At 56.5% G+C, this 22,125-nt stretch carries 17 protein-coding genes, 3 tRNA genes and 2 pseudogenes; 13 read left to right on the forward strand and 9 right to left on the reverse strand.

What is annotated here, in order from left to right; genetic code table 11:
* The first annotated feature begins 953 nt into the window (after positions 1-953).
* From AC3WTM_RS08425 to AC3WTM_RS08435, 3 genes and pseudogenes are all read left to right on the forward strand, one after another.
* On the forward strand, positions 954-1,304 hold the full coding sequence (locus AC3WTM_RS08425) for an ArsR/SmtB family transcription factor (protein ID WP_102671507.1): 351 nt from the start codon (positions 954-956) through the stop codon (positions 1,302-1,304).
* Positions 1,305-1,342: 38 nt separating this feature from the next.
* On the forward strand, positions 1,343-2,413 hold the full coding sequence (locus AC3WTM_RS08430; RefSeq protein ID WP_102671506.1) for a flavin-containing monooxygenase: 1,071 nt from the start codon (positions 1,343-1,345) through the stop codon (positions 2,411-2,413).
* A 414-nt stretch (positions 2,414-2,827) separates the two neighbouring features.
* A pseudogene (locus tag AC3WTM_RS08435) lies at positions 2,828-3,032 on the forward strand (nucleotidyltransferase domain-containing protein); the annotation flags it as partial.
* 88 nt (positions 3,033-3,120) lie between these two features.
* Here the strand turns inward: AC3WTM_RS08435 and AC3WTM_RS08440 are convergent.
* The 7 genes from AC3WTM_RS08440 to AC3WTM_RS08470 form a co-directional block, all read right to left on the reverse strand.
* Positions 3,121-3,207, reverse strand: a tRNA-Leu gene (locus AC3WTM_RS08440).
* A 195-nt stretch (positions 3,208-3,402) separates the two neighbouring features.
* Positions 3,403-3,476 (reverse strand) — tRNA-Cys (locus AC3WTM_RS08445).
* A gap of 46 nt (positions 3,477-3,522) precedes the next feature.
* Positions 3,523-3,598, reverse strand: a tRNA-Gly gene (locus tag AC3WTM_RS08450).
* 63 nt (positions 3,599-3,661) lie between these two features.
* Positions 3,662-4,222, reverse strand: a complete 561-nt coding sequence (gene pgsA, locus AC3WTM_RS08455; RefSeq protein WP_057714620.1) for a CDP-diacylglycerol--glycerol-3-phosphate 3-phosphatidyltransferase — start codon at positions 4,220-4,222, stop codon at positions 3,662-3,664.
* 32 nt (positions 4,223-4,254) lie between these two features.
* On the reverse strand, positions 4,255-6,078 hold the full coding sequence (uvrC, locus tag AC3WTM_RS08460; RefSeq protein ID WP_102671505.1) for an excinuclease ABC subunit UvrC: 1,824 nt from the start codon (positions 6,076-6,078) through the stop codon (positions 4,255-4,257).
* A gap of 2 nt (positions 6,079-6,080) precedes the next feature.
* Positions 6,081-6,722, reverse strand: a complete 642-nt coding sequence (gene gacA, locus AC3WTM_RS08465; protein ID WP_032829778.1) for a response regulator transcription factor GacA — start codon at positions 6,720-6,722, stop codon at positions 6,081-6,083.
* A gap of 97 nt (positions 6,723-6,819) precedes the next feature.
* Positions 6,820-7,293, reverse strand: a complete 474-nt coding sequence (locus AC3WTM_RS08470; protein ID WP_102671515.1) for a GNAT family N-acetyltransferase — start codon at positions 7,291-7,293, stop codon at positions 6,820-6,822.
* A 653-nt stretch (positions 7,294-7,946) separates the two neighbouring features.
* On the opposite strand from AC3WTM_RS08470, the gene AC3WTM_RS08475 reads away from it, so the two are divergent.
* Together AC3WTM_RS08475 and AC3WTM_RS08480 are read left to right on the forward strand one after the other, a co-directional pair.
* Positions 7,947-9,023 carry a 3-deoxy-7-phosphoheptulonate synthase gene (locus tag AC3WTM_RS08475; protein WP_102671504.1) on the forward strand — a complete coding sequence of 359 codons (1,077 nt, stop codon included), beginning with the start codon at positions 7,947-7,949 and terminating at the stop codon, positions 9,021-9,023.
* A 247-nt stretch (positions 9,024-9,270) separates the two neighbouring features.
* Positions 9,271-9,600, forward strand: a complete 330-nt coding sequence (locus AC3WTM_RS08480) for a colicin E1 family microcin immunity protein (protein ID WP_102671503.1) — start codon at positions 9,271-9,273, stop codon at positions 9,598-9,600.
* 23 nt (positions 9,601-9,623) lie between these two features.
* Here AC3WTM_RS08480 and AC3WTM_RS08485 read toward each other — a convergent pair whose 3' ends face one another.
* A complete protein-coding gene (locus AC3WTM_RS08485; RefSeq protein ID WP_146023717.1) occupies positions 9,624-11,309 on the reverse strand; it encodes a colicin-like pore-forming protein in 1,686 nt (561 codons plus the stop codon).
* 208 nt (positions 11,310-11,517) lie between these two features.
* Between AC3WTM_RS08485 and AC3WTM_RS08490 the strand changes: the two are divergent.
* A pseudogene (locus AC3WTM_RS08490) lies at positions 11,518-11,721 on the forward strand (lipase family protein); the annotation flags it as partial.
* Between the two features lie 207 nt (positions 11,722-11,928).
* On the opposite strand, the gene AC3WTM_RS08495 reads toward AC3WTM_RS08490, so the two are convergent.
* Positions 11,929-12,993 (reverse strand): hypothetical protein, encoded by a 1,065-nt coding sequence (locus tag AC3WTM_RS08495; protein ID WP_102671500.1) that lies wholly within the window; start codon positions 12,991-12,993, stop codon positions 11,929-11,931.
* Positions 12,994-13,328: 335 nt separating this feature from the next.
* Between AC3WTM_RS08495 and AC3WTM_RS08500 the strand changes: the two genes are divergently transcribed.
* The 7 genes from AC3WTM_RS08500 to AC3WTM_RS08530 all read left to right on the forward strand — a co-directional run bounded on the left by AC3WTM_RS08500 (position 13,329) and on the right by AC3WTM_RS08530 (position 21,844).
* Positions 13,329-14,210, forward strand: coding sequence for an esterase/lipase family protein (locus AC3WTM_RS08500; protein ID WP_102671514.1), 882 nt, complete (start codon positions 13,329-13,331; stop codon positions 14,208-14,210).
* A 106-nt stretch (positions 14,211-14,316) separates the two neighbouring features.
* Complete coding sequence (locus AC3WTM_RS08505) at positions 14,317-14,598, forward strand: peptidylprolyl isomerase (protein ID WP_008051985.1); 282 nt, start codon at positions 14,317-14,319, stop codon at positions 14,596-14,598.
* A 135-nt stretch (positions 14,599-14,733) separates the two neighbouring features.
* The gene (locus AC3WTM_RS08510) at positions 14,734-16,602 is read left to right on the forward strand and encodes an extracellular solute-binding protein (protein ID WP_102671499.1); all 1,869 of its coding nucleotides are present in this window, start codon (positions 14,734-14,736) and stop codon (positions 16,600-16,602) included.
* Positions 16,602-17,663: a microcin C ABC transporter permease YejB gene (locus AC3WTM_RS08515; protein ID WP_102671498.1), complete on the forward strand. Its 1,062-nt coding sequence runs from the start codon at positions 16,602-16,604 to the stop codon at positions 17,661-17,663. The genes AC3WTM_RS08510 and AC3WTM_RS08515 overlap by 1 nt, the downstream gene beginning before the upstream one ends.
* Entirely contained in the window at positions 17,663-18,685 is a 1,023-nt protein-coding gene (locus AC3WTM_RS08520) for an ABC transporter permease (RefSeq protein ID WP_102671497.1), read from the forward strand. Before AC3WTM_RS08515 ends, AC3WTM_RS08520 begins: the two co-directional genes overlap by 1 nt.
* Positions 18,686-18,711: 26 nt before the next feature.
* Positions 18,712-20,289 (forward strand): ABC transporter ATP-binding protein, encoded by a 1,578-nt coding sequence (locus AC3WTM_RS08525; protein WP_102671496.1) that lies wholly within the window; start codon positions 18,712-18,714, stop codon positions 20,287-20,289.
* A gap of 139 nt (positions 20,290-20,428) precedes the next feature.
* A complete protein-coding gene (locus tag AC3WTM_RS08530) occupies positions 20,429-21,844 on the forward strand; it encodes a sigma-54 interaction domain-containing protein (protein ID WP_102671495.1) in 1,416 nt (471 codons plus the stop codon).
* Positions 21,845-22,125 lie beyond the last annotated feature (281 nt).

Below are 22,125 nucleotides of genomic sequence, written 5' to 3' on the forward strand. Positions count from 1 at the left end.
CCTGCATTCAGCAAAAAAATCTTCAAATTAACCCACTAACTGAGCAGCAACGGTCAACGAAGGGCCGAGAAACCACTCAATATGGTGAGTCGGTTCTCCGGTGTTGGTCGTGCCTGAGTTCAGGCGATCTGAAAATCCGACTTTTTCAACAGAATCGGCCAGAAGCGGTCACTCCACGGATCATCAACAGTTGGCTAACAAGAGAGCTACATTCACAGCTCGAACAGTCACTGGTTATGCTTACACACAGCAGAGTCTTCAGGCCCAATCTGATATTGCTCGTCCGTCACTTTTTCCAACCACCCATCGTTCTTGCCGTTCAAGGCTTCTTGCACGGCTATATGGGTCATTGAATCCACAGCTTCAGCAGCATCTCCGCACCAGAGATGATCCGCACTATCGTTCTACAGGAAGGCGAAACTGGCGCCAGCATCTGGCAGCGAGCAATCGAGGTCATGCTAGAGCTCAAGCAGATACTCCCACTCAACGTCTCAGCTCTACCTCACGGTATCTTCCATTTCCACTACGACGGACTGCTGAATGTGATAGAGGTTGAGATGGGCAACAACTACCGCAGATAGGTGTTTTTAAATCCTCACCTATGGTTGTTTTCTGAGAGCCCTTACAGCCCTTGTTTTGCAAGGGTTCCAGAGGATTACCAGAATCTCCGGATCTAACACCCGTCTACCTGAGCCGTGACCAAATTGACCCCGTATCTAACGGCCCAAACGTTAATCGATCAGTCTGGCCACCCCGTTAATGGCTGTTTTCACCATCGAGGTACGGGTTTTGGCTGTTGCTGCCCGTCACGAAGGGCAGCAGGCGATTCATAGCTGACGGTCGGACTCGCTATTTCGGAGCGTGCAGGCATTGATCAGGTGCTATTGGTATCTGTTGTTGACGTCTGTTCGGCGAATTGACGCGTGCATAGACATGCACATATAGTCATCCGCATGACGAACCGAACCTCTACACGTTCCCGGGCAATTGATGCCGCAATCGACTCTCTCGATGGAGCCTTCTTCAAAGCTCTTTGCGAGCCGTCGCGGGTAGCTGTGCTCAAGCGAGTCATGCAACTGGGGCGTGCGGATATCGCCGAGATTGCCGAAGGAGTGCCTCAAGAGCGTTCTGTGGTGTCTCGTCATCTGCAAGTGCTATCAGAGGCGGGCATCGTCCGTGCTACCAAGGTCAGCCGGCAGATGTTCTACGAGGTGGATGGGGCGGCGATGGTGACACGGCTCGAAGCCATTCTCCAACACATGAAGAGTCTGGCCCCGTTTTGCTGCCCTGGTGTGCCAGAGTAGTTTTTTTATTACCCATATATATGCATGAGTGCGCATACATGAATATAACTAATGAGCCCATGGATGCCATCGTTATTGGTGCGGGCCAAGCTGGGCTCGCGTGCGGCTGGCATATGCGGCAGCAGAACCTCAGGTTTCTCATTCTGGATGCCGAGAGCCAGCCAGGTGGAAACTGGCGCAATTACTACGACAGCCTGAGACTTTTTTCCCCTGCTGCTTACTCATCGTTACCTGGGATGCCCTTTCCAGCTGAAGCCAAGCATTATCCGCTACGCGATGAAGTCATAAATTATTTGGAGCAGTACGCGGACGCTTTCCAGCTACCCATTCGGCAGAACATTCGAGTCCAGAAAGTGCGTAGGGAGGATGGACTATTCATGCTTCAGGCATCTGATGGTCAGCGTTTCTGCTCAAAAGCATTGATCGTCTGCACTGGCGGATTCAATCAGCCGTTCATCCCTGACATTCAGGGGCTGGAGAGTTTTCACGGGCAACGTTTACACAGTGCTGATTACCGAAATGTCGACGGCTTCAGTGATCAACGAGTAGTGGTCATAGGTGCGGCCAACTCAGCTGTACAAATTGCTCATGAGTTGGCTCAAGTCAGCAGCGTCGTATTGGCGACAAGGGTATCGATTCGATTTTTTCCGCAAAAGATCCTCGGTGTGGATTTTCATGCTTGGCTCAAGTGGACAGGAATAGAGAAGACTCGTTGGCTGAATGATCAAAGTACCCCCGTACTGGATGATGGCACCTATCGTCGAGCCATGAAGCAGGGGCTTTTTGAGCGTAAGCGGATGTTCACGGAGGTAACGTCAACGGGCGTAATCTGGGCCGATGGGCAGCACACAGAAGTGGACAGTTTGGTTTTCGCGACCGGATTTCGTCCGAACCTTGGTTTTTTGGCAGGTCTGCAAATGGGAGCCAATGGAAGCCTGGCTCAGCGCAATGGGCAGGCGGAGCACGTACCGGGTTTGTATTTTGTGGGATTGCCGAAACAGCGCAACTTTGCTTCGGCCACCCTCAGAGGCGTCGGGCCGGATGCTTCTCACATCATCCCCAGCTTGATGCACTTCATTCACGGTACATCGCACCCAGTGCTCGCTTAATACCGGGTATCGACGTTTTTCAAATCGCCGCTGCGTCTACCGGACCATCGTCATGATTTACCTTTTTTACGTAATCGGCTGGACGCCAAGTGGCGATGAAGCACAGCAACAGAAACCCACACATGACGCCAAGTAGTACCGATGCTCCGAAGCTCCCAAACGAAGCTGCAGCGATGGGGTCGCAGGCTTGGGTGATAAGAACGGGCCTTGCGAGCAGACCCGTTCGTGCGCCATATCCTTGAGGCCCAAACAGCGCCAATGAAAGAGTACCGCGAGCGATGGTTAGGCAAGCCGATGCTCGGCGACGGCTTTTTGGGGTGGAAATGGCACTTTCTGGCATGCCGCTTTCAGCCAGAAGCTGTAACTGTTGGCTCTGTTAAAGTAGCTTCCTGAACACAACTCACAGACGGCCTCATAGAACGACTCCATTCTCGTGGCATTGATGCAGACAGTTTTATCCTCACCGTGCCCAACGTCGAGGTGCAGCCACAGTTTCATACTGGTGGACGTTTGCATGACTCTCGCTCGATCGGAGCCTCTGCTGGACGGGATTTATCTTTATGGCAGCGTCGCTAGAGGCGATGCTGTGCCGGGGGGGGGGACTGATCTGGACCTAACTCGGCAACCATAGACAACAAAAAAGCCCGCTCTAGGCGGGCTTTTTTGTTGGCTCTCGGGTGATTTTGATGTCACCTGAAAATGATTAGTGGTGCCCGAAGCCGGAATCGAACCGGCACGCCCTTACGAGCGGGGGATTTTAAGTCCCATGCGTCTACCAGTTTCGCCATTCGGGCGGTAGCGCGGTAAGCGTCCAGCTTTTGCCAAATAACGATCTGGCAGTACTGACTGCTTGTGCAGCAGAGGAGGAAATATATACATCCCGCCCCAGTGAAGCAAGTTCGCAAATATCCTTTTCAAGACTAAATCTTGCAGGCTACTGCAAATAAAAAAGCTCCGTAAATCATAGATCTACGGAGCTAGTTTATTAGTGGAGGCCGAGGTCGGAATCGAACCGGCGTAGGCGGATTTGCAATCCGCTGCATAACCATTTTGCTACTCGGCCTCAAAACATTTGCTGTCAGTAGCGCGACATCAAATGCGTACAAACTTGGAGCGGGAAACGAGACTCGAACTCGCGACCCCGACCTTGGCAAGGTCGTGCTCTACCAACTGAGCTATTCCCGCGTCTTGGTGTGGCGCATTCTATAGAATCCAGAAGCCCCGTCAACCCTTTGATTCAAAAAAGTTTTATTTCTTTTCAACGTCGGTCTTCAGATGTGGCCAGGCAGCCCGCAAGTACTGGACCATCGACCACAAAGTCAGGCCAGCCGACACCATCAGCAAGGTGTAGCCCAGCAAGACCCAGAAACTGAAATCCTTGGAGTTGGCCAGCAGGATCACCAGCGCCAGCATTTGCGCGGCGGTTTTCCATTTGCCCAGGTTCGATACGGCGACGTGGGCACGAGCGCCCAGTTCGGCCATCCACTCGCGAAGTGCCGAGACGACAATCTCGCGACCGATGATCACGGCAGCCGGCAGCGTGAGCCACAGGTTTCCGTGTTCCTGCACCAACAGGACCAATGCAACCGCAACCATCAGCTTGTCGGCAACCGGATCCAGGAAAGCCCCGAACGGTGTGCTTTGTTCCAGCCGGCGGGCCAGGTACCCGTCCAGCCAGTCGGTCGCGGCAGCGAATGCGAAGACCGAAGCGGAGGCCATGTAGCTCCACTGGTAAGGCAGATAGAACAGCAAAATGAAGATCGGTATGAGCAGAACGCGTAGAACGGTAATCAGATTAGGGATATTCATCGGCACAACTGGCTGCGAGGTGAGGGGGCATTCTACTCGCTGTGCAGATTTGCATAAATCAACTCTGCGAGCTTTTTACTGATGCCGGGGGCTTTGGCAATTTCTTCGATGCTTGCACGAGACAGCTCCTGCAATCCACCAAAATGTTTCAACAAATCACGCCGACGTGTGGGTCCGACGCCAGCGACGCCTTCCAGTGTAGACGTCCGACGGGTTTTTCCACGTCGGGCGCGATGCCCGGTAATGGCAAACCGGTGGGCTTCGTCGCGAATCTGCTGGATCAGGTGCAGCGCGGGCGAGTCCCCGCGCAAGGTGAACTCATGTGCAGCGTCGTTCAGGTACAGGGTTTCGAAACCGGCCTTGCGCGTTGCACCTTTTGCCACGCCAAGCAGAATCAGGTCAGGCACGGCCAGTTCATCGAGCACGTCGCGAGCCATGGATAGCTGACCTTTACCGCCGTCCACCAGCAGGATATCCGGCAGCTTGCCCTCCCCGTCCTTCAGTTTGCTGAAGCGTCGGGTCAGCGCCTGATGCATCGCCGCGTAATCATCGCCGGCCGTAACGCCCTCAATGTTGTACCGGCGGTAATCGGCCTTGATCGGACCTTCGGGACCGAACACCACGCAGGACGCCACCGTCGCCTCGCCGCTGGAGTGACTGATGTCGTAGCACTCAAGGCGCTGTGGAGGTTCATCCAGCTTCAGCACCTCGGCCAGTGCATCGAAGCGCGCCGTAATATGCTGACGATTTGCCAGGCGCGCACTCAGTGCCTGCTCGGCATTGGTCACCGCCAATTGCTGCCAGCGCGCCCGCGTGCCCCGCACGCGATGGCTGATGGTCAGTTCACGACCGCGTAACTCGTCGATGGCCGCGATCAGCGTGGGAAAGTCATCGTGGACCACATTGACGATCAGTTCGCTTGGCAAGTCGCGTTCAGGACTGCTGATGAAGTACTGGCCTAGAAATGCGGCCATGACTTCAGAAACGTCTTCTTCAATACCAACTTGAGGGAAGAAGTTCTTGCTTCCCAGTACCCGCCCGCCCCGTACGCTGATCAAGTGAACACAGGCGCCGCCCGGGTTGACGAAGGCGGCAATCACATCGACGTCCCCGGTTCCGCCCTCCATGCTCTGTTGATCCTGGACCCGGCGCAGTAACGCAATCTGGTCCCGCAACTCGGCTGCTCGTTCGAATTCGAGATTGATCGCCGCCTCTTCCATCCCGGCAGACAACTCGTCAGTCAGTGCATTGCTGCGCCCTTCAAGAAACATCACCGAATGGCGAACATCCTCGGCGTACACCTGCGGCTCCACCAGCCCGACACACGGCGCCTTGCAGCGTTTGATCTGGTATTGGAGGCAAGGACGGGTACGGTTCTTGTAATAACTGTCTTCGCATTGCCGAACGAAAAACGTTTTTTGCAGCAGGCTCAGGCTTTCACGGATCGCGCCGGCACTCGGATAAGGCCCGAAATACTTGCCCTTGGCCTTTTTCGCGCCGCGATGAATGCTCAGGCGCGGAAACTCCCCGTCGGAGAGATAGACGTATGGATAGGATTTGTCGTCGCGCAGCAGGATGTTATAGGGCGGGCGCCATTCCTTGATCAGCGTTTGTTCAAGCAGCAAAGCTTCGGTTTCGTTGGCGGTGATCGTCGTCTCGATCTGAGCGATACGCGCTACCAGCGCGGCGGTCTTGGGGGCAAGCCCGGTCTTACGAAAGTAGCTCGACAGGCGATTCTTGAGGTTCTTCGCCTTGCCGACGTAGAGCAACCGCGCTTCGCTGTCGAACATGCGGTACACACCGGGGCGCCCGCTAACGGTCGACAGAAAGGCGCTCGGATCAAAGGTGTCGTTCATTTTCAGAGGCTGGCGTCGACCATGCCATGACGAACCGCCAACAGCGTCAACTCGACATCACTGCTGATCGAAAGCTTTTCGAAGATGCGGTAACGATAGGTGTTCACGGTTTTCGGGGACAGGCAAAGTTTATCGGAAATGATCTGTACTTTCTGACAGCCGACGATCATCAGCGCGATCTGAATTTCCCGCTCCGACAAGGCATCGAAAGGCGAATCGTTGGTGGGCTGGAAGGACTTGATCGCCAATTGCTGGGCAATTTGCGGACTGATGTAGCGTTGCCCGGCAAACACCAGGCGAATGGCCTGGACCATTTCCGGCAAACCTGCCCCCTTGGTCAGGTAACCTGCCGCACCGGCCTGCAACAGCCGCGTAGGAAACGGGTCCTCTTCACACACGGTCACCGCGACGACCTTGATATCCGGATGACTGCGCAATAATTTTCGAGTGGCTTCAAGACCGCCAATACCCGGCATCTTGACGTCCATCAACACCACATCGGGCTTCAGCTCGCGCGCCTTGATCAGGGATTCCTCACCCGACTCGGCCTGGCCGACTACTTGCAGGCCATCGATGTCAGCCAGCATTCGTGTAATGCCTGTACGAACGAGATCATGGTCATCGACTACTAGCACCCTAATCAAGCAGACACCTCGCGATTTGGTCTTATTGGGTTGTCAGACACCTTAGCAAAAAGCATCTGGCAGACCTAGCGGAAAGCGTCAGATTAAAAGTTTCAATTCATCTTGAAAGGCTTGTCGCAAGCGTGTTGCAGCGATCCACGCCGAAGATATCCAGCTGCATCCTCAGGAAACATTCGTCCTTGCCCACCACCCTCAATCCCTTGCGCTCGTACAACGCTTGTGCCGGGTTGTTTTCGAAAACCGTCAGGCGCAACGCCGGACGCCGCTCCTGGCGCGCCAGAACCAGTACCTGATCGATCGCCCAGGATCCAGCGCCCTGCCCACGAAACGCTTCGACGATATGCAGTTCACGGATATACAAGGCCTTGCTATCACGGCTCAGGCTGACATAACCCAGCACTTTTTCGCCCCATGCAATCAAGCGGTTTTCCCGCCCGGCCCAGGCAACGTCAAACGCTTCGTCCAGCCACAACAGGTCATGCTCAATGTAGTAACGCAGCATGCCTCTACAGGTCAGTTCGCGGGCAAATTCCAGGTCATCCGGTGTTGCCGGACGCCATTCGCATTCCATCATTCCAGCTCCACGGCGAGTGACAGGTGCGCCCTTGTGACGATTTGTTTTTTATTGAAGCACAGAGTGTGTCACAACCTTCGGGCCACTCAAACGATAGAAAGGGACGTCGTTGGCCGATAGCATTTTCTGATTGAATCTGCGTACCGGCCTCTAGTAAGCTCGACCCATCCATCGGAGACAGACCATGTTCAACGCCCTCTTACAGCTTGGTACCGCCAGCGCCCCGCGCTCGGTTGCGGCTGCCCGGGTGAACGACGGTTGTGCTCCGGTCAGCTTTTATTTTGGGTATTGGTTTAGCCACTGGCGCGCCTGATACCCACACGGCGCCCACTTTAAACGGGTCGCCACCAGAGAATTCTCAACCCCCGGTCGGCCTCCCGACCGGGGGTTTTGTTTTTTCAGCCCCAACACTTTTAGCGACACACCAGACATTCAGAGGATTAAGAACATGAACTACGCCACTTATTACCGTTACGACAGTTTTACCGCCTGGCGATTTACCACCCTCCGCTCGGGACAACCTGCCGCCTCCGATCGGTCACCCACAGGTGGCAAGCACACACACGCAGCCAATCCGGCCAATTGTCGAACACCCCAGTAGGGCCGAGCGCGCGGGCACGAACCCGCCACCAGCCCAGGAAGCCTTGAATATGAACTCGTCCGTCTCTGCACTGCCACTGTCCACCTTGAGCCCTGCCAATGAAGCGCTGACCCTGCGCCTGCCCAGCTCATTGCAACTCAAACAGCAATTGCCCCTCGGCAACGCCCTGACCCGGCAAGTCACCGCCCACCGCCAGGCGGTTCGCGCGATCCTCAACGGTGAGGATTCCCGTCTGCTGGTCATCGTCGGCCCCTGCTCGATACACGATCCCGAATCAGCCCTCGAATACGCTGGCAACCTTGCCCGCCTCGCCGCCGAAGTCAGCGACGAAATGCTGCTGGTGATGCGTGCCTACGTCGAAAAACCCCGTACCACGGTTGGCTGGAAAGGCCTGGCCTACGACCCGCACCTCGATGGCAGCGATGACATGGCCGCCGGCCTGACGCTGTCCCGCGAGTTGATGCGCGAAATGCTCCGCCTGGGCCTGCCCGTTGCCACTGAACTGCTGCAACCGATGGCGGCCGGCTACTTCGATGATCTGTTGAGCTGGGTCGCCATTGGCGCCCGGACCACGGAGTCGCAGATCCATCGGGAAATGGCCAGCGGCCTGGGCATGCCTGTAGGGTTCAAGAACGGGACAGACGGCGGTGTCGGCGTCGCCAGCGACGCCATGCGCTCCGCCGCCCATCCCCATCGCCATTTCGGTGTCGATAGCCAGGGGCATCCGGCGATCATTCAAACCCCGGGTAATGCGGACACGCACCTGGTACTGCGCGGCGGCCATCGCGGCCCGAACTACGACAGCGCCAGCATCGCCCAGGTGAACAGCGACCTGACCAGACTCAGGATTCCGGCTCGAATCATGGTCGATTGCAGTCATGCCAACAGCGGCAAAGACCCGTTGCGCCAGCCAGCCGTTTTCAACGATGTACTTGAACAACGCCTGCAAGGCGATCGTTCGCTGATCGGCATGATGATCGAGAGCCATTTGTTCGAAGGCTGCCAGCCGCTAGGTTCGACGCTGAAGTATGGCGTGTCGGTTACGGATGGTTGCCTGGGCTGGTCTGGGACGGAAACGTTGTTGCGCGATGCAGCGGATAGATTGCGGAAACAAATTCGCACTTAACAATCGCTCTGGTGTTGAGCTCCCTTGCGTTCCATATGACGCAAGCTGAGCTCCTCACCCCCCGAACAATTTGTAACGTTTAGACGCTGCACTCGTGAAACTTTTGGAGGACGATTGAAGCACAAGAGTTCTGTCGAAAAACCTGGATGATTATGTATGGAGGCAAATCTACAGAGTAAGAAGAAAGTGACGCCAGCTCGATTCAAGCTGGCATGGCACATTGTCATCAACAGTAACGAGGTCAAGGATGGATAAAAAATATTTTACTAAACATTTACTATTGAGCGCGCTGTACCTAATTACAGCTAGTGCTGCCTTTTATATTGGTGACAAACTTTTCTACCATGACATTAAGCTTGTCACACTCATGCTACTCAGCACGTTGCTATACCCGTTTTCCAGGTACTGGATAACCGCCAGCGCCTATAAACTGACAGGACCTGAGTTCTGGAGAAAGGATTTTTTTATCAAGGGTGACTCTACAGGAATAAATGCACTATTTATATTTTTTTGCCTCGCCTTCGCCATCCCACTGGGCAGCGCTTACTTAATATGCATGATCTTAAAAAGGGGGTGAAAGCTGCCACCCCCTTTTACATATCAGAGATTTATCACGTAGTCGTTGATCTTGCCCACGAGCGCGTCATCAATCAATGAACTAATCACAGCCGTTAGCAATGCAAATCCTAGAATAGTCATGGGTGTCGCAGCCGTCAGACCAAACATGAACGCCACCAGAGCGGTTGCCCCCTTACCCACAACTAAAGACTCAACTTTGACAAAAAACGGTATCCAATCACCACTCTTTGATGATGTTTGCGCTTCTGCGAGCAAGCTGAAAAGATCAGTGAGATTACCAATAGTCTTCAGCCCTTTACCGAATGCTGTCAGATTTTTAGACATCACCTCTTTATCAAGAGCGTCAAGAGCCCGAGCAATCGCCTCCCTGTCCTGAACTCCAAACTTTTTGCTCAAAACATCCTTATACTGATCAAAGGCCTTTATTGCCTCACCAGCATTACGAATCGTCTTCCCTTTTGCATTTTCCGAAAGCTCTTTCGCCAGCGCCTCGGCTCTTACACCAAATCTCTCACTCACCTCCTTATAAAAATCCGTAGTAAATTTGATTGCACTCTGGATCTGTTCAGCTTCATTTGACCGTTCTGCCAAGCCACCCAACGCATTTGAAGTTGAAGTCAGGTGCCTCGCAGATTCGGCCTTCAACAATGCGTCGTGGTAGCTGAGCCACTTTGTCCCTATCGGGGTGTGGGTTTGCAGATAAACCAACTCGTTGAGGGCCTCTAATTCTGGCTTGCTCAGAGGTGCGCTGATTTTCGGGTTGTTCGCTCGAAAATTGATGGTTATCCCACCACTTTTGTATGGAGGCGGTGCAACGACAGGTTTGATCTCTGCCATTTTGGTCGAAGCCATACGCTCTAGCGTCGCCTTGTAATGTAATAACACTTGAGTTTGGGTCATGCCTGTCAGGGAACCTGCTGCAGCAACGAGTTCTGTTTGAAGAAACTCGGGAAGTTGCTGAGCGTGAATATTCAGTTCCAAACCAATAATGCTGAGTCTCTGGCTCTGCACAGCGAACCATGCGGTACCATCTAGAGGAACTACCGACTCCGCTTGGTTTCTGCTGTTAGCTAGATCTGCGAGTTTGCCAGCCAGAATGTCCACCGAGAGTGAAAGCGCTTTTAGCTCCAATGCCGATTTATAGACATTGTCAAACATGGCATATAGGCTCATGAGTGCTTGGGAGTCGGCACTACCGGAGTTCAGAAACTCACGCATCTTCTGACGCGGCAGCACCTCCATCATGAAGAAGGGGCTCTGACCAAAAAGGCCATAGATATTTGGTGCGATGGATATGTACTGCTTCTTTTTTAAGTCAATAAGCTCTAGGGTGACCTGTTGGTCTACGGCAGCAGATTCTGGGGGAGCTAAAACCTGAGCACTTTTTGCGGCGTTTTTTCTTTCCTCCAGTTCACGCGTGGTATCGGTGAGGAGTGTATTGAATCGTGCATTGTATTCATTATCAATCTGCTGCTGATTGTAGACTTGTTCATTCATAAACTCAGCCATAACGTTTGGCAACGCGATATCCCGAATTCCACTTGAGCCTCCCTCCCCTCTACGAGGCCCTTCCTGCAACCCCCATCCACCATTACTTCCGCTGTAACCACCGCCACCACCCGGACCGAAGGTTTGCTGACGCCCAGCAACAATGTGCGTAGGTTTAATATAGTAAGTTTCGCCTCGAACAAATCCGTTATCTGCCACGTGTAACTTCTCCCTATCAATCCATTGAAAGTTCGTTTCCCAACAATCGGCATCGAACGAAGCCTATTAAACGTCATAAAAAAATCTCATGATGTCGGGAGAGCACTTCGCGCCACGGAGAATATTGATATTGATGCGGTAGGAATTGGCGCTTTACAATTTTCTTTCTGACGAATTACGTTCAGACATTCCGGCGAAGACCGAATGAGTCGGCAAGTTCGAGGTCTTTCACGACATCAGGTAGACGCGAAGGAACGCCGGAGCAAGAGTGTTCGTTCCCCACCTATCAGCCACCTATGACAACGAAGTACTCGATGATCAATTGCTCACGTAGATCGAGCGGGTAGTGGAAGAAACCGGTGCACACAAAGTCAACCTCATAGGACCTCACCACGGAGCACTGACCGCGCGGTCGCCCAGGTAAACAGCCACCTGACCAGACTCAGGATTCCGGCTCGAATCATGGTCGATTGCAAGCCGTGTTCAACGATTTACTTGAGGAACAGAACAACTGCTGCTTGAAGCGGCGGATCGGTTGCAAGCGCAAGACAGCGCCCGTTAATCGACATCATCCGTCCGCCCTCCGGTCTTCATGGAAAGACTGGAGGGCAAATGGCAATCAATACCCCATCAGGGACTGCACTTGAACCAGCGTCACCCCCGATTGCTGTCGGGTGCCGTCAAGGCGCTCGACTGAATAGGAAACACGGATCGCCGAATCTCGATGTTCCCTCCAGAACGGGTAGGGAACGATGAACACCAACGGCTCGCCAGCGGTGTCCCTGGTTATTTCGCGGTCGTCATGGTGATTGAGTTTTTCCCCGTCGCACTCCAGGTAAATCCGGTCTCCTTTTTCAGCGCTGGCGCTCTCGATGACGACGGTCACGCCATCCTGCGCATCATGCAGGTCCACCCAACCTTCGTCGGCTTCCAGCACGGTGGGTGCTTGCAGTGGTCGTCGCTCCAGGCTGCCAATCATCAGTGTCGTTACTTCAGAATAACGAGCCCCCTGCCCTGCTTGCCTGACGCAATATTCGACGGACACCGAGGAGCCCAGATTCTGCGTAATGCATTCCGGACTGACCCAGAACGACAGTTCGTCCCCCACAGCGAAGGACTCGACCTTGAGTGCATCACTGAAACCTGAGTCGACCGAAACGCCCACCCAGGTCAGCAACACCCAGTCGCCCGCCGCCATGCGCGCATAGGGTTTGATCATAACGATCGCCCCTTCCTTCACCCGATCCGGATCAAGCGTTCTACCCACCGCATCGTTCACCGTCGCGGGCAACAGGTCGCATTGCACGTCACCGACACTCAGCTGCAGACGATGGGAATGCACGGGCTCGGCAAATCGAGTGCTCGTCAGTGAGTAACCGATTTCCAGTGAACCGCCCTCAAGCGCCGCGATATGTGCACTACATACGGCAAAGATGATGTCCTCACCGACCCGTTCCTCACTGACAAAACGCGCCACCTGATGCTTGCAGGCGAGGCCATCGGCATCCAGTCCCGCCCAACTCAACAGTAATTTGTCGCCGCAGGTCATGCCTGGATACGGCTGGACCCTGATGACGGCTTTTTTGTCAGAAGGGTTCAGAACACCGTTCTGCGCCTGTTCCAGCATGGGAGGTGATAATGGTTGCTGCGCGAGATTCAAGGTATCGGGTTCATAAACAGTCATTCATTCGCTCCATTCCCTGGAATAGACACCGGACAGGTGGCCGGCTCTGGACGACTATTTAGCCCCATGGCAAACAATCGCGATGTCGGTCTCAAACGCTGACCCGCTCGGAAAGTCGATACATGCAAAGTAGGTCTTTGATCAGCAGCAACCTGATTGCCGCGAAAAGTCCTCAAGCGATTCCGACCAAGGCTTCAGCCACTCTTGGGTATTCGCACTTGTTCTATTCCGTTTTCCGCAAGTTTCGCCGGACTTTTCATACATCGCGCCAACCTCGAGTGTTTTAGAGTGAAGCGCCATGCAGTCCCAATGAACTTCTGCGTAAAGGTATGAACATGCAAAGGAATGCAAACACTTGTTACCCGATACTGCTGGTCCACGGCCTTTTCGGCTTCGAAAGAGTCGGCAAGTTCGAGCTCTTTCACGACATCAGGCAGGCGCTGAGGAACGCCGGAGCCAGGGTGTTCGTTCCCCACTTGTCGGCCATCCATGACAACGAGGTACGCGGAGACCAATTGCTCGCACAGATCGAGCGGGTACTGGAAGGAACCGGTGCACACAAAGTCAACCTCATAGGTCATAGCCAGGGCGCACTGACCGCACGTTATGCCGCAGCGATTGCGCCACACAGAGTAGCATCGGTCACCTCCGTCAGCGGGCCGAACCATGGTTCGGAACTGGCCGATTTCCTGCGCAAGGCATTGACACCGGGCTGCCTGCCGGAACATGTGGCCGAGACAGTGGTGACCCTGTTCGCCGACTTCCTCGCGGCATTAAGCGACAATCAGTATCTACCGCGGAACGCCATTGCCGCCCTCAACGCGCTGACCACCGAAGGCGTAGGCGCATTCAACGACAAATACCCACAAGGACTGCCAGCCACCTGGGGTGGCAAGGGGTGCGAACGGGTCAACGGTGTTCATTACTACTCGTGGAGCGGCGTGCTGCCGTCGAATGCTCTCGAAGAAGGGCTTTATGCGCTCGATCCGCTTAACGCCTTCTTCCGAGCCCTTTCCGGTTATTTCGTCACGGAAAGCGAGCAGAATGACGGTTTGGTCGGTCGTTTCAGCTCCCATCTGGGAACGGTTATCCGGTCCGACTATTCACTGGATCATCTGGACACCATTGGCCAGCCAGCTGGTCAACTGCGTAAAGGTGTCAACCCGATTGAACTGTATGTCCAGCACGCCAGACGCTTGAGGGACGCCGGCCTTTGAGGTGCGACTGCCGCGGATCCCGCGTGGAACGGAACTTAGAGGAGAAATAGCTCACTGAATCCGGTAGGCTCAGCACTTTATCGAGTATTGAAAGGAGTATTTTCCCATGGCTAAAGCCACTGCCCGTCACATCCTTGTTGCCTCGGAAGCCAAGTGCAACGAACTCAAGGCCCAAATCGAAGCTGGCGCCGATTTCGCCGAAGTTGCCAAGGCAAACTCAACCTGCCCTTCGAGCCGCCAGGGCGGTGACCTGGGTTCGTTCGGTCCGGGCCAGATGGTCAAGGAATTCGACACCGTGGTCTTCAGCGCACCACTCAACGTAGTCCAGGGCCCAGTCAAGACCCAGTTCGGTTTCCACCTGCTGGAAGTGACCAGCCGTCAGGACTGATCGACGCTTGAGCTATTCACACAACGGCCCGCCTATTGGTGGGCCGTTGTGTTTTCAACGCGCAATACGGCTGGCGAGGGACGCGCCGCTAGCGTACAAATTGTCGTTAACGACCTCCCGGCTCTAAGGCTGACAATGCGACTGGCTTTCCCTACCTTGCTGTTCACGGCCGTGGCCCTTCTGACGGGTGCCTCGGGTGTGCATGCGGCACCGCAACCGGCAATGACCGTGTACGGCGAACCGGCGAAATACCCTCCCGGCTTCAGTCATTTCGCCTACACCAACCCGCAGGCTCCCAAGGGTGGCACGATGCGGCGCTCGGCGATCGAAATCGGTCAGTTCGACCATGTTTTGCCTTACATCGACAAAGGCATCGGCGTTACACAGATTGACGGCTTGATCTACTCGCCACTGGCCCAACGCTCGCTGGACGAGCCTTATACCGTTTACGGTCTGGTGGCAGAGAAGATGGAGCGCTCAGAGGACGGCCTGTCCCTGCGCTTTTACCTCAACCCCAAGGCGCGCTTTGCCGATGGCAAACCGATTACCGCCCAAGACGTGCGTTACACCTTCGACCTGCTGATGACCCAGGGCAGCCTACGCTACCGAACCCAATTCGCCGACGTCAAAAGCGTCGAAGTGGAATCGCCACTGACTATCCGCTTTGATTTCAAGAACAACGAAAATCGCACCCTGCCCCTGGATATCGCAACCTTGCCGGTGTTTCCCGAACACTGGTGGAAGAGCCGCGATTTCGCCGGTGGCGGCGGCTATGAAGCGCCGCTGGGCAGCGGCCCCTATAAAGTCGGCAAGATCGATTCGGGGCGCAGCATCACGTTCGAACGCAATCCCGACTGGTGGGGCAAGGATCTGCCGGTCAGCCGTGGCCTGTACAACTTCGATCATTTCAGCATCGAGTACTTCGGCGATACCGACGTGGCGCGCCAGGTCCTGCGCGGGGGCGCCTATGACTACAATCGCGAATTTTCCGCCACCGGCTACTCCATCGGCTACGACAGCCCGGCCCTGAGCGACGGTCGCCTGCAAAAGGCCCACCTTGCCACCGAGGCGCCGCAGCCAGCCCAGGGTTTTGTGTTCAATCTGCAAAAACCCATTTTCCAGGACCGTCGCGTGCGCCAGGCCCTGGTGATGCTGTGGGACTTCGAGTGGAGCAACCGGCAGATGATGCGCGACATGTACATCCGCCAGCAGAGCTTTTTCTCCAATACCGATCTCGCGGCCCGACAACTGCCGGATGCGGGCGAGTTGGCGATTCTCGAACCGTTGCGCGGGCAGATTCCCGACGAAGCCTTCACCAAAGTGTTCGAGGCGCCGAAGACCGATGGCAGCGGCGTGATTCGTGACAAGCAGTTGCAGGCCCTGGACCTGCTCGAACAGGCTGGCTGGAAACCCGACGGCGACCAACTGGTCAATGCCCACGGCGAGCCGCTGAGCTTTACGTTCCTGGTCAGTCAAAACGGCATGGACCGCCTGCTGTTGCCCTATAAACGTACGTTGAAACAGATCGGCATCGACCTGAACATCCGCCGCATCGACTCCTCCCAGTACGTCAATCGCCTGATGAGTCGCGACTACGACATGATCGTCACCGGCTACCCGGTCACCACTTCCCCGGGCAACGAACTGCTCAATTATTTCGGCTCGGCGGCGGCCACCGACCCGGGATCAAACAACTACATGGTCTTGCAGAACCCCGCAGTGGACACCCTGATCACCGGGCTGATCCGTGCCAATACCAAGGCCGACATGCTGCATTACGCCCATGCCCTGGACCGGGTGCTGCAATGGAACTACTACTGGATTCCCAACTATTACCCACCGGGCACCTCAACGGTGTGGTGGAATCGCTTCGGCATCCCGAACGTGCAAGCGAGTAATGACGAAGCCATCGAGAGCTGGTGGGAGATGAGCACCACGCCATTGACCAACCAACAGATGACGGCCGAACGTATCAGCCGTGGCAGACCCGGAGGGCCGCACTGATGTGGGCTTACATATTGCGGCGCCTGCTGCTGATCATTCCGACGCTGGTAATTATTCTTCTGGTCAACTTTGTCATCGTCCAGGCCGCGCCGGGCGGGCCGGTCGAACAGGCCATCGCGCACCTGCAAGGCATTGGCGGCGCTGCGGTCGGCGGCGGTTCCGGCGAGTCCGTGAGCGGCAAGTCCCGGGCCAGTCGCGGTCTCGATCCGCAGCTGATCAAGGACATTGAAAAGCAGTACGGCTTCGATAAACCGGCACACGAACGCCTTTGGCTGATGCTCACCAGCTACGCGCGCCTGGATTTCGGCAAGAGTTTCTTCCGCGGCGCCACCGTCACCGACCTGATCCTCGAAAAAATGCCAGTGACCATTTCCCTCGGGCTCTGGGCGACACTGATCACCTACCTGGTGTCGATTCCCCTGGGCATCCGCAAGGCCGTGCACCATGGCAGCCAATTCGACATCTGGAGCAGTACCGCGATCATCATCGGCTATGCCATGCCGGCGTTCCTGTTTGCGATGTTCCTGATCGTAGTCTTTGCCGGCGGCACTTCGCTGAACTGGTTTCCGGTCCGCGGGTTGGTCTCGGACAACTTCGAATCGCTGTCGACCCTTGGCAAAGTGGCCGACTACTTCTGGCATCTGGTACTGCCGGTGACCGCCCTGGTAATCGGCGGATTCGCCACGCTGACCATCCTGACCAAGAACTCTTTCCTCAATGAAATCACCCGCCAGTACGTGGTCACCGCCCGGGCCAAGGGTTTAAGTGAACGACGGGTGCTCTACGGGCACGTGTTCCGCAACGCCATGCTGCTGGTGGTGTCGGGCATTCCCCAGGCGTTCATCAGTGTGTTTTTTGCCGGTTCCCTGCTGATCGAGGTGATCTTCTCCCTCGACGGCCTCGGCCGCATGAGCTACGAAGCGGCAGTATCCCGGGACTATCCGGTGGTATTCGGCTCGCTGTTCATCTTCACCCTGTTCGGCCTTCTGATAAAACTGGTCGGCGACCTCTGCTACACCCTGGTCGACCCACGTATCGACTTCGCCGCGAGGAACGCCTGATGCTCAAGCTTTCACCGCTGGCGCGTCGCCGCTTCGAACGCTTCAAGAAAAACCGGCGGGGCTGGTGGTCGCTCTGGCTGTTTGTCGGCCTGTTCCTGATGACCCTGGGCGGCGAACTGATCGCCAACGACAAACCACTGGTGGTCAGCTATCAAGGCCAGTGGTACTTCCCGGTCTTCAAGCGCCACACCGAACAGGAGTTCGGCGGACAACTGCCGTTTCAGGCCGACTACCGCAGCGACTACGTGCAGAAGCTGATCAGGAAGGACGGTGGCTGGCTGCTGTTTCCGCCGATTCCGTTCAGTGATGACACCCCTAACTACGACCTGAACAAACCCGCCCCCAGTCCGCCCTCCAGCGTCAATTGGCTGGGCACCGACGACCAGGCACGGGACGTTCTGGCCCGGGTGATCTTCGGTGCCCGGGTGTCGATCCTGTTTGCCTTGATGCTGACGTTTGTCAGTGCCCTGATCGGCATTGCGGCCGGGGCCCTGCAAGGCTATTACGGCGGCTGGGTGGATTTGCTCGGCCAGCGTCTGCTGGAGGTATGGTCCGGGTTGCCGGTGCTGTACCTGCTGATCATCCTGTCGGGCTTCGTCGAGCCAAATTTCTGGTGGCTGCTGGGAATCATGGCGCTGTTTTCATGGCTGGCCCTGGTGGACGTGGTGCGCGCCGAGTTCCTGCGCGGGCGCAACCTGGAATACGTCAAGGCCGCACGCGCGCTGGGCCTGACCGACCGCAAAGTCATCGTGCGGCACATTCTGCCCAACGCCATGAACGCGACCTTGAGCTACTTACCGTTCATTCTGACCGGGGCGATTTCCACCTTGACGGCGCTGGACTTCCTCGGCTTCGGCATGCCTGCCGGCAGCGCTTCCCTGGGTGAACTGATTGGCCAGGGCAAGCAGAACCTGCAAGCGCCATGGCTGGGCCTGACGGCGTTCTTCACCCTGGCGCTGATTCTTTCTTTACTGGTGTTCATTGGCGAAGCACTGCGCGACGCTTTTGATCCCCGGTCTTGACCCTCGCTCTTGATGCGGATGCTGATATGACTAACCTGATCGAAATCCGTGACCTCAGCGTGGCCTTCAGTGGCCAGACCGTGGTACGCAATCTGTGCCTGGACATCCGCCCCGGCGAATGCCTGGCACTGGTGGGCGAATCGGGCTCGGGCAAGTCGGTGACGGCCCACTCGATCCTGCAACTGCTGCCGCAAACCGATACCGAGACGAGAGGCAGCATCCGCTATCGCGGCCAGGAACTGGTGGGCGCCGATGCCGGCAAGTTGCGCAAACTGCGCGGCAATCGCATCGCGATGATCTTCCAGGAGCCGATGACCTCCCTCAACCCGCTGCACAGCATCGAAAAACAGATCGGTGAAACCTTGCTGGTGCACAAAGGCCTGGCGGGCAAGGCGGCGCAAGCGCGGATCCTCGAATTGTTGCATCTGGTAGGTATCCAGAAACCCGAAGAGCGCCTCAAGGCCTATCCCCACCAATTATCTGGCGGGCAGCGCCAACGGGTGATGATCGCCATGGCCCTGGCGTGTGAACCGGAACTGCTGATTGCCGATGAACCGACCACCGCGCTGGATGTGACGGTGCAACGCAAAATCCTGCTGCTGCTTAAATCCCTGCAACAGCGGCTGGGCATGTCGCTGCTACTGATCAGCCATGACCTCAATCTGGTGCGCAGCATCGCCCAGCGCGTGTGCGTGATGAAGGCCGGGGAAATCGTCGAGCAGGCGCCGTGCGAAACCCTGTTCACCGCACCCAGGCACCCTTATAGCTGCATACTGCTGCACGCTGAACCCGAGGGCGAAGCCTTGCCCCGGGACGAGCGCGAAAACGTACTGGAGGTGGACAACCTGCAGGTGCGGTTTCCCGTCGGTGGGGGCCTGTTTCAGCGCAAGACCTGGCTGCATGCAGTGGATGGCATCAGCCTGAATATCCAACGCGGCAAGACCCTGGGCATCGTCGGCGAGTCCGGTTCGGGAAAGTCCACCCTTGGCCAGGCGATCCTGCGTTTGCTCGACTCCGAAGGCGGTATTCGCTTTCAAGGCCAGGCGCTGGACGGTCTGACGCAAAAACAGCTACGGCCGTGGCGCAAGAAGATGCAGGTGGTGTTCCAGGACCCTTTCGGCAGCCTCAGCCCGCGGATGTCGGTCGCGCAGATCATCAGCGAAGGCCTGGAAGTGCACAGCCAGTTGAGCACTGAAGAGTGCAATGCCGAAGTGATCCGGGCACTGAACGAAGTCGGCCTTGACCCCCAAAGTCGCCATCGCTATCCCCACGAGTTCTCTGGCGGGCAGCGTCAACGTATTGCCATCGCCCGGGCGCTGGTGCTGAAGCCGGCGCTGATCCTGCTCGACGAACCGACCTCGGCGCTGGACCGCACGGTGCAAAAACAAGTGGTCGCCCTGCTCCGCCAGCTTCAGGAAAAATACGGATTGACCTATCTGTTCATCAGTCATGACCTGGCAGTGGTGCGCGCCCTGGCCCACGACATGATCGTGATCAAGGACGGAAAAGTGGTGGAACGCGGCGCCAGCCATGAGGTGTTTGACTCACCGCAGCATCCGTACACCAAGGAGCTGTTGGCGGCGGCGATGTTGGGGCAGGCATAATCTGGCCGTTAAACCGCGTTGCGGCCTTCGCGAGCAAGCCCGCTCCCACAGTTGATCGGTGTCGTTCACAGATCCCATGTGGGAGCGGGCTTGCTCGCGAAGGGGCCGCCACAGGCAATAAATCATCAGGATCAAACCCATGAACACCACCGAAAGCCTCAAGGACTACCAGCGCGTCCGCTTGCTGGCAATCCGCTCATTGTTCGAGATCATCGAGCAGTCGAGCGAGGGCACGGTGATTGTCGACCGCGATGCCAACATCGTCTGGATGAATGAGCGCTATGCCCGGCGCTTCGGCCTGCAATCGGCCGAAGTCGCGATCGGCAAGCCCTGCGAAAGCGTGATCCCCGGCAGCCTGCTGCGTGAGGTGGTGCGCACCGGCCGGCCGATTCTGCTGGATATGCAAGACACCTCCAAAGAACCGCTGGTGGTCATGCGCCTGCCGATTCACGACGATGCCGGCGTAGTCATCGGCGCCATCGGTTTCGCCCTGTTCGACGAGTTGCGCAGCCTGTCGCCGATGCTCAAGCGCTACATGAGCATGCAGGAAGAACTGGCCTCCACCCGCTCGCTGCTGCGGGCGCGGCAGACCAGATACAACTTCGCCCACTTCATCGGCACCAGCGCCGCCAGCCTGGAAGTCAAACGCCGCGCCCGGCGCAGTGCGAGCACCGAATCGCCGGTGCTGCTGCTCGGCGAGACCGGTACCGGCAAAGAGTTGCTGGCCCAGGCGATCCACAACGCCTCGCCCCGCGCGCACAAGGCGTTTGTCAGTATCAACAGCGCGGCGATTCCCGAATCGCTGCTGGAAGCCGAATTCTTCGGCACCGCCCCCGGCGCGTTTACCGGTGCCGACCGCAAGGGTCGCGCCGGCAAATTGCAGATCGCCCAGGGCGGCACGCTGTTCCTCGACGAAATCGGTGACATGCCGCTGCCCCTGCAAAGCAAACTGCTGCGTGTGCTGCAAGAAAAGGAATTCGAGCCGGTGGGCTCCAACGAAGTGATCCAGAGCGATGTGCGTGTGATCGCCGCGACCTCTACGGACCTGGAAGCCGCGATCAAGCGCGGCGAATTCCGCGCCGACTTGTACTACCGACTCAACGTGCTGCCGATCCAGGTTCCGCCCCTGCGTGACCGCCTCGATGATGTGCCGGCGCTCAGTGAGGCCATTCTCGAAGAACTGCACAGCCAGCATGAATTGCACCACGAAGCCCTGGAACTGCTGGGGCAACACGTCTGGCCGGGGAACATCCGGGAGCTGCGCAATGTGCTGGAGCGGGCCGCGCTGCTCAGTGATGATTTGCGCCTGACGGTGGCGGACATCCGCGGGGCGATCGGTACATTCATACCGGTGGAACGCGTGGCGCCCTTGACCATCGAACCGCTTGCCCACGAGACGTTCAGTGTGGCGCGGGAGCGATTTGACCGGCAATTGATCGAAACCACCCTCGCGCAATGCGGAGGCAAGGTGGTTGATGCGGCGGCGCGGCTGGGGCTGGGGCGGTCGACGTTGTACAAGAAGATGGTGGCGCTGGGGATTGTCGAGTCTCAATAAAGAGACATTAGTCTCCATTGCTAGACAAACCATCGCGAGCAAGCTCGGTCCCACAGTAGACAGCGTTCTATTGAACTAGTCCATCCACCTGTGGGAGCGAGCTTGCTCGCGATGAGGCAAGCACCACCAGCAAAAGTCTCTAATTAGAGACAAAACATTTGAACCCAACCCTCACAAATCAAATATATTCTTATATTTCAACAACTTAACTATGTGGCACAAAACTCGCTATAGGCCTCTCCTGTCAAGTTTCACCCAACAAAAATAACAACCCAGGAGAC

The sequence above is a fragment of the Pseudomonas sp. EU05-FHT14B02 genome (assembly GCF_058791055.1).

Coding starts and splice junctions, on each gene's coding strand:
- AC3WTM_RS08425 (WP_102671507.1), top strand. CDS start 954: ATGACGAACCGAACCTCTACACGTTCCCGGGCAATTGATGCCGCAATC.
- AC3WTM_RS08430 (WP_102671506.1), top strand. CDS start 1,343: ATGAATATAACTAATGAGCCCATGGATGCCATCGTTATTGGTGCGGGC.
- pgsA (WP_057714620.1), bottom strand. CDS start 4,222: ATGAATATCCCTAATCTGATTACCGTTCTACGCGTTCTGCTCATACCG.
- uvrC (WP_102671505.1), bottom strand. CDS start 6,078: ATGAACGACACCTTTGATCCGAGCGCCTTTCTGTCGACCGTTAGCGGG.
- AC3WTM_RS08470 (WP_102671515.1), bottom strand. CDS start 7,293: ATGGAATGCGAATGGCGTCCGGCAACACCGGATGACCTGGAATTTGCC.
- AC3WTM_RS08475 (WP_102671504.1), top strand. CDS start 7,947: ATGAACTCGTCCGTCTCTGCACTGCCACTGTCCACCTTGAGCCCTGCC.
- AC3WTM_RS08480 (WP_102671503.1), top strand. CDS start 9,271: ATGGATAAAAAATATTTTACTAAACATTTACTATTGAGCGCGCTGTAC.
- AC3WTM_RS08495 (WP_102671500.1), bottom strand. CDS start 12,993: ATGACTGTTTATGAACCCGATACCTTGAATCTCGCGCAGCAACCATTA.
- AC3WTM_RS08500 (WP_102671514.1), top strand. CDS start 13,329: ATGCAAAGGAATGCAAACACTTGTTACCCGATACTGCTGGTCCACGGC.
- AC3WTM_RS08505 (WP_008051985.1), top strand. CDS start 14,317: ATGGCTAAAGCCACTGCCCGTCACATCCTTGTTGCCTCGGAAGCCAAG.
- AC3WTM_RS08510 (WP_102671499.1), top strand. CDS start 14,734: ATGCGACTGGCTTTCCCTACCTTGCTGTTCACGGCCGTGGCCCTTCTG.
- AC3WTM_RS08515 (WP_102671498.1), top strand. CDS start 16,602: ATGTGGGCTTACATATTGCGGCGCCTGCTGCTGATCATTCCGACGCTG.
- AC3WTM_RS08520 (WP_102671497.1), top strand. CDS start 17,663: ATGCTCAAGCTTTCACCGCTGGCGCGTCGCCGCTTCGAACGCTTCAAG.
- AC3WTM_RS08525 (WP_102671496.1), top strand. CDS start 18,712: ATGACTAACCTGATCGAAATCCGTGACCTCAGCGTGGCCTTCAGTGGC.
- AC3WTM_RS08530 (WP_102671495.1), top strand. CDS start 20,429: ATGAACACCACCGAAAGCCTCAAGGACTACCAGCGCGTCCGCTTGCTG.